Genomic DNA, 15,478 nt, shown 5'->3' on the forward strand with positions numbered 1-15,478 from the left:
GACCCATGCCGTACGTCATCGCTGCCGCCTGCGTCGACATCATGGACCGGTCCTGTATGGACGAGTGCCCGGTCGATTGCATCTACGAGGGCAGCCGCAAGCTCTACATCAACCCGCTCGAGTGCATCGACTGCGGCGCGTGCGAACCGGCCTGCCCGGTCGAGGCGATCTCGCAGGACCGCGCCGTGCCCGCCGGGCAGGAGCAGTTCGTCGACGACAACCTGCGGTTCTTCGAGGACGTGCTGCCGGGCCGGGACGAGGCGCTCGGCCAGCCCGGCGGCGCGTCGGACATCGGGCCGATCGGGATCGACACGGACTTCGTCAAACAGTTCAAGCGCGCCGACTAGCGCGCCTCCGGCACCCGAGCGAGAGGGAGTTTCAATGACCGTGTCAAGCCGCAGTTGCCGTCGGGGCGGGTGCCTCGGTGGTGAACGGGCGGTTGTCGCGGAGCAGGGCCCAGACGAGGTCGACGAGTCGGCGAGCGAGGGCGATCAGGGCCTGGACGTGTCGTTTGCCTTCGGCTCGCTTCTTGTCGTAGAAGGCGCGGGATCGGCTGTCGGCGCGTTTGAGCGACGACAGGGCGGCCATGTAGAACACTCGCCGCAGGCCGCGGTGATAGCGCTTGGGGCGGTGCAGATTCCCCCGGATCCGGCCGGAGTCCCGCGGAACCGGCGCCAGCCCGGCGTAGGCGGCCAGCCGGCTCGAGGTGCCGAACGCGGCGACGAGGTTCCCGCCGGTGTCGGCGAGCAGCTCGGCTCCGAGGATCGGTCCGAATCCGTCGATGCTGGTGATGATCTCCGCCTGGGGATGTTCGACGAAACGGGCCCCGAGCAGCTTGTCCAGGTCCTTGGTCTCCCGGTCAAGGTCGAGCAGTTGGCGGGCCAGTCGTGCGATCAGCGGGGCGGTCACCGACTCACCGGGCAATGCCAGGCTCTGCTCGCCGGCGACGGTGACCGCGGTCGCGGCCATCGCCGCGCGCCCGGGCGCCCAGGACCGCTGTGCGGCCAGGAACCCCTCGACCTGCTCAACCCCGGCCACGCGCAGCTCGGCGGGGGTCTGGTAACCGCTGACCAGGATCAACGCCGACCGGGTGGTGTAGTCGAAGGCCTGCTCGAGGCCGGGGAAGATCGAGCCGAGGAGCTCGCGGAGCCGGTTGACCCCACGGACCCAGTCGGCCATCAGGTCCTCGCGGCGGGCGGTGAGGACCTGCAGGTCCCCGGTGATCTGGTCCGGCACGGCCACCTCGGCGAGGTCGGCGCGCAGCCGGGCGGTCTCGGCGATGGTGCGGGCGTCCTTGGCGTCGGTCTTGCCCTCGCCGGTGAAGGCTCCGGCCATGCGGTTGACCAGCCGGCCCGGCACCGACAACAACCGATGCCCGCTGCCCTGCAGCAGCGCGACCAACAGCGCAGCCGATCCGGAGGTCATGTCGACCGCCCACACCACCTCACCCGCCTGCCCCGCTTTCGTGGTCGTGCGGGTGATCAGGTCCTCGATCGCGGCCTGGGTGTTGGTCACCTTACGGGAGAAGACGATCTTTCCGTGGTCGTCGACGGCGCAGGCGTGATGCGCGCTTTCGCCGACGTCGATCCCGACCCACAGTTTCTTGCCGGCCACGTGATGGCGGCCCTTTCTCGTGCGGTTCGACAGCCCATGGACGTCCCCGCCTGCAGCTCCGTAAACAGCGACCGTGCGCAGATCTCAATCAGCGGCCAAGGCGTCCGAAACGGCAGGGCGGCCACTCCTTCGAAGCCACTCGAGGGCAAGAACCCATCAGCCACACCCTGCCGTTACGGGCGTCCGGAACACCTCGTCCCGAACATCAACAACCTTACGGAGAACCCGTGACCACACCGCTGAGGTCCTACGTCGCCGGCCGGTGGTACACCGCACCCGACGCGGCGGCGGGCACCGTGGTGTCCGACGCCGTGACCGGCGACCCGGTCGCCGTGGTCTCCAGCACCGGGCTCGACATGGGCGCGGTCCTGGACCACGCGACGGGCGTGGGCGGGCCCGCGCTGCGCGAGCTGACGTTCCCGCAGCGTGCCGCCCTGCTCAAGGCCCTCGCCGGATACCTGAAGGAGCGGCGGCCGGAGTACTACGCGCTGTCGCACCGCACCGGCGCGACCCTGTTCGACTCGCGGTTCGACGTCGACGGCGGAATCGGGGTGCTCAGCGCCTACGCGGGCATCGGGGCGCGGGAGCTGCCGGACGACACCGTCCTGCCGGTCGACGAGCCGCATCTGCTCGGGCGCGGCGGCGGGTTCGTCGGCCGGCACCTCGCGGTGTCGCGACCCGGTGTGGCCGTTCAGATCAACGCCTACAACTTCCCGGTCTGGGGGATGCTCGAGAAGCTCGGCCCCGCGTTGCTGGCCGGGGTCCCGTCGATCGTCAAGCCGGCCACGCCGACCGCGTTCCTGACCGAGCTCGTGGTGCGGGACGTGATCGAGTCCGGGCTGCTCCCGGAGGGTGCGCTCCAGCTCGTCTGCGGCTCCGTGGGCGACCTGCTGGACCGGCTCGGGCCGCAGGACTCGGTGGCGTTCACCGGGTCCGCCGCCACCGGCCGGCGCCTGCGCGGCAACGCGACGGTGCTCGGCGAGGCCGTGCGGTTCACCGTCGAGGCGGACTCGCTGAACTGCTCCATTCTCGGGCCCGACGCGGTCCCCGGCACGCCGGAGTTCGATCTCTACGTCGCCCAGCTCGTCACCGAGATGACGGTCAAGGCCGGGCAGAAGTGCACGGCGATCCGCCGGGCGCTGGTCCCGGCCGGGCTCGTCGCCGCGGTGGTCGACGCGGTGGCGGCCCGGCTGGACCAGGTCGTCGTCGGCAACCCGACGAGTGAGGGCGTGACCATGGGTGCCCTGGCCGGGCTGGCCCAGCGCGAGCACGTACGCACCGCGGTGCGCACCCTTGCGGTCGGCGCGCGCACCGTCATCGGGGACCCGGACAAGGTCGATCCGGTCGACGCCGACCCAACCCGCGGCGCGTTCCTGGCGCCGGTCCTCCTGGTGGCCGACGATCCGGAGCGCCCCGAGCCCCACCACGTCGAGGCGTTCGGGCCGGTCAGCACGGTGATCGGGTACGGCTCGGTCGAGGGCGCGATCGCGGCCGCGGCCCGCGGGCGGGGCAGCCTCGCCTCATCGGTCGTGACCGCGGATCCGCAGGTCGCCCGCCAGGTGGTGCGGGGCCTCGGCCCGTGGCACGGTCGCGTGCTGGTGCTGGATCGCGACTCGGCGCCGGAGTCCACCGGCCACGGGTCGCCGATGCCAACGCTGCTGCACGGCGGCCCCGGCCGCGCGGGCGGCGGCGCCGAGCTCGGCGGGCTCGAGTCCGTGCGGCACCACATGCAGACGGTCGCCGTGCAGGGGTCGCCCTCGGTCCTGGACGCGGTGTCGCGATGAGCCGCGTCGCGGTCGTCGGGTCGGGGCCGGCGGGGCTCTACACCGTTGCGGCTCTGCTGTCCTCGGGAGAGCCGGTCGAGATCGACGTGATCGACCGGCTCCCCACGCCGTACGGCCTGGTGCGCTACGGCGTGGCACCGGACCACGCGAAGATGAAGGCCGTCACCCGGGTGCTGGCCAAGCCCTTCGCGAAAGGTGTCCGCTACCTCGGCAACGTCGAGGTCGGTCGGGACGTGACCCACGAGGAGCTCCTCGAGCAGTACCACGCGGTCGTCTACGCGTCGGGCACGGAACACGATGCGCGCGTGGGGATCCCGGGCGAGGACCTCGACGGTGTCCTGGGGTCGTCGCAATTCGTCCGCTGGTACAACGGGCATCCGGACGCGGCCGAGCGCGAGCTGGTTCTCGACGCCCGCGAGGTGGCCGTGATCGGCGCCGGCAACGTCGCGCTCGACGTGGCCCGCGTGCTGTCCCGGACCGCGGACGAGATGCGCGAGACCGATGTGCCGCATCGGGTCCTGGAGGTGCTCGACCGCAGCCGGGTCACGGACGTGCACGTGCTGATCCGCCGCACCCCTACGGACGCGCGGTTCACCCCGGCGGAGCTCTTCCAGCTCAGTGAGCTCGCGGATGCGGACGTGATCCTGCACGACGGGGGAGCGGGCGTCGACGATCCGGAGACCGCCGAGGACCGCCGGGTCCGGCTCAACCTGGAGACCTTCCGGACCTTCGCCGATACCCCGCCCGCGGGCCGTTCGCGCCGGATCCACCTGCGGTTCCTGGTGTCGCCCACCGAGATCGTGGGCGACGGGCGGGTCGAGGGGATCGTCGTCGAGCACAACGAGCGGGGCGCCGACGGCCGGATCACCGGCACCGGGCGCACCGAACGGATCCCGGTCGGCGCGGTGATCACCGCGGTCGGGTTCCGCGGGGCGCCCCCGGCGGACCTGCCGCACGACGAGCACGGCATCGTGCCGAGCGTGCAGGGCCGGGTGGTACGCGACGGCGCACCGGTGCCGGGTGTCTACGTGGCGGGCTGGCTCAAGCGCGGGCCCAGCGGGATCATCGGCACCAACAAGCCGGACGGTGCGGAGACCGCCGCCGCGGTGGTGGAGGATCTTGCTGCGCTGGCCGCGCGACCGATCCGCGGCGACCTGCTCCAACTGCTCGACGAACGGGCCGTGCGAGTTGTCGACTGGGCGGCCTGGCTGCGTCTGGATGGCCACGAGGCGGAGCTAGGTGGGTCCGCGGGCCGTGGCCGGGTGAAAGTCCGGGATCTCGCCTCGATGCTGAAGCAGTGTCTTGGGGCCTGAGGTGAGCAACGGCGCAGCTAGCCCGCCTACGTGTCCGTCGAGCAGGTTCACGTGGGTTTCGGCGACCGCGGTAGTCGTATCAGGAGCCGAGGGGTAAGGCCTGATGATCTGGTTGCACCGCACGAGGGACGCAGATGTCGAGGTGCGATCCGCGACCACACCGCTCCTGGACGCCGCAGAACTCCTGACGTCAGGCACTTGTCCAGGGCAGACACCCGGCGGTACACCCGGGCTGTGATGTCTCAGGACATGGGTGACAGTTCGGCATCAGGACATCGGTGACAGTAGCCGACGCACTCCGGGAAGCGCGCGGCGCAGCGGTGCCGGCCGCGGCCGGTCCGGTGGCCGGTGCGCTGCTCGGTGCGACGTGCGGCGTCGAGTCGTTGCCCGTCGCACTGCTTGCGCGCCTCGACCTGGCCTGGGTCGTCGATGTCCTCGCCCGGGACATCGTCGCTCAGCAGTTCGATCACCCCGCGGGGAGCGACCAGAACAAGGGGACTGACCCGCATTGGTCGGAGCGTTACCCCGGCTGAGGCCTCCGGCCCGGCGCGTACGGCGTTGTCGCACGTCCGGTCACGGGCTGGTGGCACGACGTGCCAAGAGTAGGCCGCTACTCCTTAGCCGCTCCTATGCCGAGCGCATGAAGCTCGTAATAACCCGTGACGTCCTCGGCCTCCGGCAGGAACTCGGCCAGGTCGACGTCGGTGCCACCGGGGAGCACCTCTGTGCCGGAGCCGAAGCTGAGCGGGAGCCCTCTCTGGCGCTTCTTGATGAGCTTCTCGTGTCGCCGGAGGATGGCCCGCTCCGCCTGGACGGTCTCCGCGAACCGCGCCCGTCGGACGGCGACGATCGTGGCTCCGCCGCGGACGTGGGTGAGGATTCGGCCGCGGTCGCCGTGGCCGACCTTGAGACGGTCGTTGTACCGGACGAGGTAGAGCAGATGAGGATCGTCCTTCCGCGCACGATGGGTCCTCGATCCCGGCTCGGGGTCGCAGAAGCGGCACTCCCGTGCGCTGAGGTTCTGGACCTTGCCGCACTTGTCGTGGCGGCCCCAGAACCCGTGGGATTCGTTGCCCCATCGAAGGTAGGGCAGCCCCTTCACATCGCCGGCCACGACGGTCCAGCCAGGCTGGCCCCGAAACTCAAGTTCGTCCGCGTACGCCGACGCGGACAGCAACTCGTGGACGGCAACGTCGTCGAGCTCGATCGTCGGGAGCTCTGCCTGCACCTGCATGAAGTAGCCGGGAAATCGGCTCGCGAAGGCCTGAGCGAGACCGTCGAGCTCGAGTTCCCTGGTGTTCGTGCGGTCGTCGAGGCAGGCGTGGCAACGGGTGGTCCAACCCCGTCGGCAGGTCCTCGTCAGCCCACACCAGGAGCATCGCCAGATCCCGATGCCGGCGAGCTCCTCGTCGAGGACCATCTGGTCCGCGACGCCTTCTGCGCACTCGGCGCAGTGGTTCATCCATGCCACCGCGCGGACGCCGCCGCTCCGGGCGACCGAGACACCAAGGCTGGTCCCGCAGTTCGCGCACACCTTCGAAGGGGCCTCGTCCACGGCCGGCTCAGAAGTGCGCGACGAGCAGCAGAGTAGGAATCGCCCGGGCTGTCATTCCTTGCCACGGTAGTCCCGTGAGCCCAACGCAGCGCGTCACTCGATGGAGTCGCGTGTACTGCCTTCGTACCTTCTCGAACATCGCGGCGATCTCGGGTTCGAACCAGTAGACGGCCCGGTTGGCTCGTCCCGCCGGATAGTCGAAGTGCCAGGGCCATGCACGGCCGAGCTTTTCGCAGAGCACCTGGGTTTGGCCCAACAGACTCGTCAGGCCTGTGGGTGACGTGGCGTCGCCGGTGCGATCGAGAAGCTCGTCGGCGCGGAACCGCCGGCCGGGGTGGTCGATGAAGACGCCGAGGACTCGTCGCCGTCGATCGTCGAGCTGCTCCCAGAGTGTGACGGCGAGATCGTGATCGGTGTCTCGCCACTCGGCGTTCGGTCTCCCCTCGAGCCACAGCTTCGTGAGATCGCGGAGTCGCGCTGCCTTGTCAGCAGGGACGGTCAGGACGACCTCGACGGTGTCGGGACGGGTCGTCCGGCGGGAGCTCGGCTTTGCCCGCTGCCCACACCACCCGGTCCAGCACACCGAGGTCGAGGTTCAGCTCGGAGGCGACGGCCGTCAGCAGGCTCCGGATCTCCTCGCCGGAACCGCTGCCGACGAAGGCGCGGATTCGCCGGTCGACGGCGATCGCCTGGCCGCCGGCGAGGACGGCGACGTAATCCGCGGTCTTCTCGCCCACGCCCTTGATCTTCAGCAGCTTCGAACGGCTGTCCGGTAGCTGGCACCACGAGCGGAGCTGATCGACGGTCTGGACCCCCTCGGCCGCGAGGAGGTCCGCGAGGCGAAGAGCTCGGGCCAGCTTCTCGGGGTGCTTCCAGTCCAGGACGCCGCCCAGCCCTTCGGCAGCTACCCGCGCGCGGAAGGTGTCGACGGTGACGGCATCGGGCCAGGCAACGAGGAGCTTCTCGACGCGGAGCTTCACGACGGAGTCGAAGTCGATCGCGGCCTGCAGCGCAGCGTCGGCGAGGAGCGCACCCATGTGCTGGTAGCGGGCCCCACCGGCCTCGACACCCGGGAAGTCGGGGAACCCCGGGAGTCGGCCGACCTTGGTAAGGAGCGCCACCACTCGCTCGCGATGAAAGAGATCCACTGCCCGCTGCCTCCTGATGCGTTGCTCCCAGCGTCAAGACGTCCGGCAGTTGATCAAGTTGGCCGCCGATCGGAGCAACGGCCGCTAGTGCTGTCCACTGCAGGCCGCTGACGCGGCGCGGCCCTTCGGGCTGTTCTTTCCGGTGGGCCGCTTACTCCGCCCGGGCTCTCCCGACAAAGGGTGCTGCGCATCGGCTTCGCCGACGGCCTGCGGCCGCCCTTGGTCGCGAGCCTCTCCGGGCGGAGTCGGGCGCGGACGGCAAGGGCGGGCGCTTCGCACCGCGCCCCGCAGTTGGCCCACCACCGTTCTGACCCTTCGGGCCTGCTGCCGACCCCGCCGGGAGGCCGCCATGACCGCGACGTTCGAGCGCACCGGGACCAGCCAAGAAGCGACCGACGACGAGCTTCGGCGTCTCCTCGGGCTGCCGCTGGTCCGGACGGTCGTCTATGAGCACGGCGAGTTCACCGAGGCTTGCAAGGCCTGCGGACACGTCCCGCCGACGTCGATCCCGCCGGAGCTGCCGCCGGGGGAGCCAGTCGTCGACGTCGTGCAGGACCCCAGGGCGCTGAGGACGGCTGCGCGGACGGTCGCATGGCTGGTGGATGTCCTCGACCAGCGCCGTCCGCCCAAGCAGGTCGTGAACCTGGCTGTGCCTGAGGTGCTCCGGTACCTGCGGGCGGTGCCTACCGGACCCTCCGGGCTGCGGGGCGGGGCGCGGCTGCTCTCCGCCCGGGCGAGTCAGCCTCACGAGGGTGCGGTGGAGGTCGCCGCGATGATCCGGTTGGGCGGTCGCCTTCGGGCGATGGCGGCGTCGTTCGTCCTGGCCGGGCTGGACGCGTGGACGTGCACGACGGTCCGCATTCTGTGACGCGGCAGCGGGGGCGGGGCCTGTCCCCGCCCCACCGGGCGTGGAGCGGACCTGACGGGCTCTACCGCTGCGCCGGTGTGGGCCGGCAATAGTGCCGCCGGACCATGCCGGCGCGGGAGGGGCTCAAGGCCGCCCCGGGCCGGAGCACCGTGATCGACCGCGTTCGCGGACTCAGGTTGTACCAGTTGTCATGACGAGCGAGCGGAACCGTCACAAGGACGACGCGAGGCCGTGTTCGCAGATCCACGCCCATGCCCGGGCGACAGCTTGCTCGCGAGCCGGCATCCCCTGGGCCATGGCGCGGGTGACGTAGTGGTCCGGTCCGTATCGCGCTCGGACCTCGTCCATCCGCTGTCCGAACGTCATCGGCTGCCCGTCCGGTCCCGTCGTCATGTCGCAGAACCACAGGAGATCTCGGACGATGCCGCCCTCGTCCACGAAGGCCGCGAGCTCATCGGCGAGCCCGACCTCGGCTGCCTCGGACGCGGCGGCGGAGTGGTGCGCGACGAGCGCGACCACTCGGGCGTCGACAGTGCTCGCCCGGAGATGACCGGCTCCGTCCAGGGGATGAAACCCGTTGTGCGCCAAGGATGGGGCATAGCCGATGTCGTGGAGCCACGCCGCCATGCACAATGCGGCTCCGTCGGGCTCGTCCAATGCCATGGCGAGTACGGCCGCCCGGGCCGCTACCGCCTGGACATGCGCCCAGCGCCTCGGAAGCGCCTCGGCCAGGTGATGGCGAGCGAGGTCGCGCGCAGCGGCTATCTGGTCCTCCGGCGCCACCGTCGAGTCGGCGGCGGCCTGTCGAAGTCGGCGGCTCGCGGCCGCCAACTGGCGGGATGCGGCACGGACGTCTGCCTCGAGGCGATCGTCGACGAGGCGTCGGCGGACGACACCGGTGCCGACCTCGACGGCGGCGGCCAGGTCGGCGAGATGCCGGAGCTGCTCCTCGGGGCTGTGAACTCGGAGAAGCGCGGTTGCCGCGCTGAGCGCGTGGACGGTGAAGTCCGGGGTGATCCCGGTCGCCTCGGCGGGCCGGGGAGCAGCGGGATCCGAAGTCGCGGCCGGGTCGACGACGAACACGCCCGCGCCCTGCCGGGATCGGACCAGGCCGTCGTCCTGCAGAGCTCGCATGGCCGCCCGGACCGTCATGCGGGCGACTCCGTAGTGAGAAGTCAGTTGAGATTCCGAAGGAAGCTTGGTCCCCGGCGCGCGGCCGACGATCTGCGAGCGCAGGTGAGCCGCGATCTGCCGGTAGGGCGGGACCGTAGATCCTGGATCGAGGCTCCCGAGGTCGTCGAGCACGGCGGGAGGCTAACCAGGGCGGGCGGCTCAAGGAGGCGAAACGTCGGCATGCGTTCGCAATGGTGAACGACGACAACAGGTTGCGACTGGGCGGTGGATCAAGCGCCGAGGAGTGCCGTCGATGGTCGCCCTCGTCCGCCGAGCTCGGCGAACCCGCGCTCGGCGAGCAGCGACAGTGCCCGGTGAGCGGTTCCGACGGAGACGCTGTAGCGCTCGGCGATCAGCTTGAGCGTGGGGAGACGTTCGCCGGGTGCGAGTGCGCCGAGGCGGATGGCGCCCTCGAGGTCGTTCGCGATCCGTTCGTAGGGGCCGGCGGGCTCGCTCTTGGGCCGGAGGAGCGGCGCATCAGCCGGAGCTGTGATCGAGCTCGGCAGCTGGAGACGGCCGGTCAGGGACTTCGCCGCGCGTTGGTCCGCCTCGGCGACCCAGGCGCTGTAGACCCGCAACGTGGTGGTCCCGCCGCCGCTGTGACCGAGGCGGCCGGCGACGGTCCGGATGTCGACGCCTGCGGCGATGAGCTCCGTGGCGGAGTAGTGCCGCAGCTGGTGGATGTGCATGTCGTAGCCGAGGCGGGCGCACATCCGCGAGTACCGCTGGGTGACGGTGTCCGGCTTGAGGTGCTCGCTGTGGTCCGGGAGGGCCGAGAACAGATAGTCGATGTCCCGGAGATCGACTCCGACGACCTTGGCCGTGCGGACGGCCTCGGCCCGATAGGCGGCCAGGAGCGCGGCCGTCTGGTCGTCGAGGACGATGCGGCGGCGCTGGTGGGTCTTGGTGTCCTTCTCCCAGAGCCGGGTGTTGATCTGGGCGATGCTCGTGCGGATGTCGAGCACGCCCCCGTCGACGTCGTGCCGGTCCAGCCGGAGCGCGCAGAGTTCGCCGCGTCGGGCACCGGTCGTCATGGCGGTCCAGACGAGCATGCCCCAGTCCGGATCCTTGAACGCCTCCTCGACGATGCGCGCCGCCTGCTCGGCCGTCGGAGGCTGCGGGTCGGGCGGGGGTTGCGACGGCGCGTCGGCCTGTTCGACGGGGTTGACGCCGAGCCAGCGCCACTTCACTGCTCGGGCGAAGGCCCCGTTGAGCAGGCTGTGCATCTGGCGGAGGTAGGAGGCGCCGAGGGGCCTGCAGACGTGCGGCTTGCAGCGGCCGTTGCACTCGTGATCGCCGACGACCCGGTGGTCGACCTGGCCGCGGCGGCGTGAGCAGCGTCTGCGGCAGCGACGGAGCTGGGAGTAGAAGGTGTCCAGCACCTCGCCGTCCATACGACCGACCGGGATCGCGCCGAGCAGCGGGCCGATGTAGAGCCGCACCATCTGCTCGTAGCCGTTGCGCGTCGTGTCCTCGATCTCCAGGACGTCGAGGTATCGCTCGAGGAGTTCGGAAACGGTCGCCTTGGTGCGGGGTGCGCGGCGCTCGTCGACCTCGTTGAGGAAGCGGGTCCGGACCTTCTCCGCCGCGGTGGCGGCTCCGGGGCCTGCCGGCACCGTCTCGGTCAGGTAGTGCCGCTTCCTGGAGAGCGGGTCGATGCCGGCATAGACCCGGACGCGGTAGGAGCCGCTCGGGAGTTGCTCGACCTCGCCGCGGCTACGACGGGGCTTGCGGGATGCGGGCATGGAGCCACGGTAGGCCGGTTGGCTCCACGTGTAGCTCCACGTGTCGGTGCTGGTCAGAGGCGGCAACGCGTTGACCTGGGTGCCCCCGGCAGGACTCGAACCTGCGACCTAGAGATTAGAAGGCTCTTGCTCTATCCAGCTGAGCTACGAGGGCGTGGGGCCGGAGGCCGCCGCCGGAGAGCGTAGCGGCAGGGGTCCGGTGAGAGCCCCGGACGCTGCCCGACCGTTATCACCCGTCCGTTTCGCGGTGTCCGCCCTCACGATCCCGGGAGGCGAGATCCATACTGGGCACATGGCTCTGGGACTGCGCTCCGCGATCGGCTCCGACGTCGGCCGCCGGCGCACCGCGAACGAGGACTCCGGTGCTACTGCGGGCCGCCTGCTCGTCGTGGCCGACGGGATGGGTGGGCACGCCCATGGCGAGCTGGCGAGCGCGCTCACCGTCGCGACGATGCTCGAGCTCGGCGGGCGGCTGCCCCGCGAGCTGCCGGACGAGGACCTGCTGCGCGAGCTCGCGGGCGCGGTCGACGAGGTGTCGGACCGGCTCGCCCAGCACGCGCGCCAGGAGCCGGACACCCAGGGCATGGGGACGACCGTGGTCGTGCTGGTGCTCGACGGCGACCGGTTCGGCCTCGCCCACGTCGGGGACTCGCGCATCTACCGCTGCCGCGCGGGAGAGCTCGTCCAGCTCACCAAGGACCACACGATGGTCCAGCAGCTCGTGGACGAAGGGCAGATCACGCCCGAGGAGGCGCTGGTGCACCCGCGCCGCTCAGTGCTGATGCGCGCGCTGAGCACGGACCATCCCGTCGAGCCCGACCTGTTCGTCGTCCAGCCGCAGGCGGGGGACCGGTACCTGCTGTGCTCGGACGGGGTCACGGCGGTCCTGCCGGACGCCGCGCTGCTCGACCTGCTGGCCGCGCCGACCGAGCCCGAAGCCGTGGTCGACACCCTGATCACCTACGCGAACGACGGCGGCGGCCCGGACAACATCACCTGCATCGTCGCCGACATCGTGGACACGGACGAGCCGGCAGACGACGAACCCGAGGTGCGCATCGTGGGGGCGGCGGCCGAGGTCGCGTAGGACCGTCGCGTAGGACCGAGGCCGCTCACCGGCGCGCCACCAGCCGCCGGACGCCCATCGGGAATCCGCCTGCCACCTCCGCACCCGGTGGGCAGAGGCCGGCGCCGGCCAGCGCGTCCGCGGGCGCCTCGGGGATCTCGAAGACCCTGCGGTCGTCCCCGAGGACGGCGAAGTCCGCCGCGGCGACCATCCATCCCGGATGGTCGACGGCGGTCGGGCACGCCCACCCGTCCCGCAAGGTCCTCCGAGGTGGGGCGCGCCGCAGCTCCGCCGGAGACCGACCGGGAGCCGGCCCGACGACGACCATGCTGCCGGCGGGCCGCAGCACCCTCCTGACCTCGGCGAGCAGCTCCTGCGGGCGCTCCAGGCAGGGGAGGGCGAAGGCGACCACCACGACGTCCGCATCCGAGGTGGCGACCGGCAGCGAACCGGGCGGGCCGATCCCACCGGCGCACCGCACCAGCCCGCCGCCGGCCGGGCCGACCTCCACGACCCGGGCCTCGCGAGGGACCGCGGCGGTGATCCACCCGCGCAGCCCGGGCACCTCGACATCGTCCATGCCGGGAGTGTGGCAGCGGGGTACGACGAAAACCGTCGTGGTGCGGGCATAGCCTGGTCGCATGGCGCAGACGACCGTCGAGCCCAGCCTGTCGCCGTCCGACCCGCGGCCCGGGTCGGGCGTCGGAGGCCTGGTGGGGCTCGGCATCGCGGTGGCGGTGCTCGTGGCGGCGGGCCTCACGGCCCTGACCGGGGCCCGTCCCGTGGAGAACCTGGGGCTGCCGGATCCCGGCACGCTCACCACCATCGGGCTGCCGGCGATGCGGGCCGCCGCCGAGTCGTGTGCGGTGCTGGCGATCGGCTTCCTGCTGCTCGCGGCGTTCCTGGTCCCTCCCCAACGGAGCGGGTACCTGGACGTGGCCGGGTACCGCGGGATCCGCGCGGCCTCGTACGCCGCCGCGGGCTGGGCGGTCAGCGCCCTGCTCCTCGTGCCGCTGAGTGCCGCGGACGCGCTCGGCAGACCGGTCGCGGACGTCCTCGACCCGGGGCTGCTCATCGAGGTCATCCCCAAGCTGTCGGACGCGTCGTCCTGGCTGTTGACGGCGATCGTCGCCCTGTTGTTGCTGGTCGCCTGCCGGCTGGTGCTGTCATGGGGCTGGACGGTCGTGACGTTCGGGTTGTCGCTGCTGGGGCCGTTGCCGGTGGCGCTGACCGGGCACTCGTCGTCGGGCGGTTCGCACGACATCGCGACCAACAGCCTGGTGATGCACGTCCTGGCGGCCTCCCTGTGGGTGGGTGGGCTGGTGGCGGTCCTGTCGCTCGGCGCCGCCCGCGACCGGGACCCCGGGGTGCTGGGGGTGGCCGTGCGCCGGTTCTCCCGCACGGCGCTGTGGTGCTGGGTGGTGCTGGCGATCACCGGGGTGCTGAACGCGCTGGTCCGCGTCTCGCTGAGCGACCTGGTCGGGACCACCTACGGAGCGCTGCTGCTGGCCAAGACACTCGCGCTGCTCGCCCTCGGCGCGCTCGGCGCCCTCCACCGGCGACACTCCGTGGAGGCGGCCGGGCGGGGAGAGCGGGGCGCGTTGCTCCGGCTCGGTGCCGTCGAGGTCCTCATCATGTTGGGGACGATCGGCCTCGCCGTGGCGCTCGGGCGCAGCTCGCCGCCCGCGACCGCCGCCGCGCCGCCCTCGCGCCTGGACGTCCTGCTGGGGTACGACCTCGACGGTCCGCCGACCCTCGCGCGACTGGCCTTCGAGTGGCGCTTCGACATCGTCTTCGGCACGGCCGCCGTGCTGCTCGCCCTGTTCTACCTGCTGGGGGTGCGCAGGCTGCGGGCCCGCGGGGACAGTTGGGGGCCGGGACGGACCGCGGCGTGGCTGGCCGGCTGCGCGGTCCTGCTGATCGCGACGAGCTCGGGGGTCGGCAAGTACGCGCCGGCCATGTTCAGCGTGCACATGGCCTCGCACATGATGCTGGCGATGCTGACGCCGATCCTGCTGGTGCTCGGCGCCCCCGTCACGCTGGCGCTGCGCGCGCTGCCGGTCGCGGGCAAGGACAATCCGCCGGGGCCGCGGGAGTGGCTGCTGGCGGCGATCCACTCGCCGGTCGCGCGGGTCGTCACCCACCCCCTGTTCTCGCTGCCGGTCTTCGTCGGCACGTACTACGCGCTGTACTTCTCGGACCTCTTCGGCTGGGCGCTGACCGAACACTGGGCGCACATCGCGATGAACCTGCACTTCCTGGTGGCCGGCCTGATCTTCTTCTGGCCCCTGATCGGGGTGGATCCCGCGCCACGGAGGCTGCCCCCGGTGGCCAGGCTGGCGGTCGTGTTCATCTCGGTGCCGTTCCACGCGTTCTTCGGTGTCGCGCTCATGAGTGCGGACACCGTGATCGGCGGCGCGTTCTACCGGTCGCTGGCCCTGCCCTGGGTCACGGATCCGCTCGTCGACCAGAAGCTCGGCGGCGGGCTCGCGTGGGCGTCGGGGGAGGCCCCGCTGCTGCTCGTCATCCTCGCGTTGCTGATCCAGTGGTCGCGGCAGGACGAACGGTCGGCGCGGCGCGATGATCGCCGGGCGGACGCGGACGGGGATGCAGACCTCAAGGCGTACAACGAGATGCTGCGCCGCTTGGCCGGGGGAGAACGACCGTCCGGCGCGGTCCAAGATTTTTCCGAAGTTTCTCGGGGCGGCGGTGCGCACGACGAACGACAGTCGAACGGGTCCCACAGCGGTCTCGCGACGGTCACGGACGGTGACATCGTCCCTGGTCAGCAGCCGTCGGACCGGACCTCCGGAGACTGACCGTTCGTCGCCGGCCCGGATCCGGCCGATCATCGTCGATCGAGCTGTTTTCCCAGCTCAGGGCCCAAATAGGGGGGCGATTTGACCACCCCCGGAGGCCCTGTGTAACTTTCTCTTCGTTGCCACGGCGGCCAGCACGACAGACCGGGACGAGATCTTCGGCCCAGAGTCAGACCGCCACGTGAGTAACCACCTCCGCGGAAGCGAAGCCTTCGGGCAGAACCATGCGGACAGCGCCGGAAAAACTGGGGCTTGCCTCGGTCGATCGGGAGCTGTAAGATAAGAAAGTTGCCTCCGAGCCGGTCGGCTCGATGGGGACTGACAGAACGACGACGACGCCCCTGAGCTTGTGGCCCTTTGGTGGGTTCGGTGATGGTGTGCGGGTGTCCTTTG

The 15,478-nt window shown here is 71.2% G+C and carries 16 protein-coding genes and 1 tRNA gene; 8 read left to right on the plus strand and 9 right to left on the minus strand.

The genetic code is table 11. The annotated features are described in order from the left end of the window. Positions 1-5: 5 nt before the first annotated feature. Positions 6-347, plus strand: a complete 342-nt coding sequence (gene fdxA, locus ABD324_RS22210) for a ferredoxin (protein WP_344420307.1) — start codon at positions 6-8, stop codon at positions 345-347. Between the two features lie 43 nt (positions 348-390). Here fdxA and ABD324_RS22215 read toward each other — a convergent pair whose 3' ends face one another. Continuing rightward, positions 391-1,614, minus strand: coding sequence for an IS110 family RNA-guided transposase (locus ABD324_RS22215; protein ID WP_344420310.1), 1,224 nt, complete (start codon positions 1,612-1,614; stop codon positions 391-393). On the opposite strand from ABD324_RS22215, the gene ABD324_RS22220 reads away from it, so the two are divergent. From ABD324_RS22220 to ABD324_RS22235, 4 genes are all read left to right on the plus strand, one after another. Continuing rightward, the gene (locus tag ABD324_RS22220; protein WP_344420362.1) at positions 1,540-1,845 is read left to right on the plus strand and encodes a hypothetical protein; all 306 of its coding nucleotides are present in this window, start codon (positions 1,540-1,542) and stop codon (positions 1,843-1,845) included. The genes ABD324_RS22215 and ABD324_RS22220 overlap by 75 nt on opposite strands. Beyond that, on the plus strand, positions 1,842-3,398 hold the full coding sequence (paaZ, locus tag ABD324_RS22225; protein WP_344420312.1) for a phenylacetic acid degradation bifunctional protein PaaZ: 1,557 nt from the start codon (positions 1,842-1,844) through the stop codon (positions 3,396-3,398). The genes ABD324_RS22220 and paaZ overlap by 4 nt, the downstream gene beginning before the upstream one ends. Next, positions 3,395-4,711, plus strand: a complete 1,317-nt coding sequence (locus ABD324_RS22230) for an FAD-dependent oxidoreductase (RefSeq protein ID WP_344420314.1) — start codon at positions 3,395-3,397, stop codon at positions 4,709-4,711. Before paaZ ends, ABD324_RS22230 begins: the two co-directional genes overlap by 4 nt. A gap of 278 nt (positions 4,712-4,989) precedes the next feature. Beyond that, positions 4,990-5,244, plus strand: a complete 255-nt coding sequence (locus tag ABD324_RS22235) for a hypothetical protein (protein WP_344420317.1) — start codon at positions 4,990-4,992, stop codon at positions 5,242-5,244. Positions 5,245-5,321: 77 nt separating this feature from the next. Here ABD324_RS22235 and ABD324_RS22240 read toward each other — a convergent pair whose 3' ends face one another. Genes ABD324_RS22240 through ABD324_RS22245 form a run of 3 tightly spaced genes read right to left on the minus strand, consistent with a single transcriptional unit; the run spans position 5,322 to position 7,414 of the window. After that, positions 5,322-6,266 carry a hypothetical protein gene (locus ABD324_RS22240; RefSeq protein ID WP_344420320.1) on the minus strand — a complete coding sequence of 315 codons (945 nt, stop codon included), beginning with the start codon at positions 6,264-6,266 and terminating at the stop codon, positions 5,322-5,324. A gap of 7 nt (positions 6,267-6,273) precedes the next feature. After that, positions 6,274-6,849, minus strand: a complete 576-nt coding sequence (locus tag ABD324_RS37350) for a DUF6416 domain-containing protein (RefSeq protein WP_425565879.1) — start codon at positions 6,847-6,849, stop codon at positions 6,274-6,276. Then, entirely contained in the window at positions 6,752-7,414 is a 663-nt protein-coding gene (locus ABD324_RS22245; protein ID WP_344420323.1) for an HhH-GDP family DNA glycosylase, read from the minus strand. Before ABD324_RS22245 ends, ABD324_RS37350 begins: the two co-directional genes overlap by 98 nt. Before the next feature lie 349 nt (positions 7,415-7,763). Here ABD324_RS22245 and ABD324_RS22250 point away from each other — a divergent pair, with 349 nt between their 5' ends. Next, complete coding sequence (locus tag ABD324_RS22250) at positions 7,764-8,282, plus strand: Rv3235 family protein (protein WP_344420326.1); 519 nt, start codon at positions 7,764-7,766, stop codon at positions 8,280-8,282. 210 nt (positions 8,283-8,492) lie between these two features. On the opposite strand, the gene ABD324_RS22255 is transcribed toward ABD324_RS22250, so the two are convergent. The 3 genes from ABD324_RS22255 to ABD324_RS22265 form a co-directional block, all read right to left on the minus strand. After that, positions 8,493-9,587, minus strand: a complete 1,095-nt coding sequence (locus ABD324_RS22255; protein ID WP_344420329.1) for a GntR family transcriptional regulator — start codon at positions 9,585-9,587, stop codon at positions 8,493-8,495. 98 nt (positions 9,588-9,685) lie between these two features. Then, a complete protein-coding gene (locus tag ABD324_RS22260) occupies positions 9,686-11,200 on the minus strand; it encodes a tyrosine-type recombinase/integrase (RefSeq protein ID WP_344420332.1) in 1,515 nt (504 codons plus the stop codon). A gap of 80 nt (positions 11,201-11,280) precedes the next feature. Beyond that, positions 11,281-11,354, minus strand: a tRNA-Arg gene (locus ABD324_RS22265). 138 nt (positions 11,355-11,492) lie between these two features. On the opposite strand from ABD324_RS22265, the gene ABD324_RS22270 reads away from it, so the two are divergent. Next, positions 11,493-12,287 (plus strand): PP2C family protein-serine/threonine phosphatase, encoded by a 795-nt coding sequence (locus tag ABD324_RS22270; RefSeq protein ID WP_344420335.1) that lies wholly within the window; start codon positions 11,493-11,495, stop codon positions 12,285-12,287. Between the two features lie 25 nt (positions 12,288-12,312). On the opposite strand, the gene ABD324_RS22275 is transcribed toward ABD324_RS22270, so the two are convergent. Further along, positions 12,313-12,846 (minus strand): methyltransferase domain-containing protein, encoded by a 534-nt coding sequence (locus ABD324_RS22275; protein WP_344420338.1) that lies wholly within the window; start codon positions 12,844-12,846, stop codon positions 12,313-12,315. A 61-nt stretch (positions 12,847-12,907) separates the two neighbouring features. On the opposite strand from ABD324_RS22275, the gene ABD324_RS22280 reads away from it, so the two are divergent. After that, positions 12,908-15,085, plus strand: coding sequence for a bifunctional copper resistance protein CopD/cytochrome c oxidase assembly protein (locus ABD324_RS22280; protein WP_344420342.1), 2,178 nt, complete (start codon positions 12,908-12,910; stop codon positions 15,083-15,085). A gap of 169 nt (positions 15,086-15,254) precedes the next feature. Here ABD324_RS22280 and ABD324_RS22285 read toward each other — a convergent pair. Next, on the minus strand, positions 15,255-15,478 hold a 224-nt coding region (locus ABD324_RS22285; RefSeq protein ID WP_344420345.1), incomplete at its 5' end, for a hypothetical protein.

This window comes from Pseudonocardia ailaonensis (assembly GCF_039531635.1).
GTDB classification, from domain to species: Bacteria; Actinomycetota; Actinomycetes; order Mycobacteriales; family Pseudonocardiaceae; genus Pseudonocardia; species Pseudonocardia ailaonensis.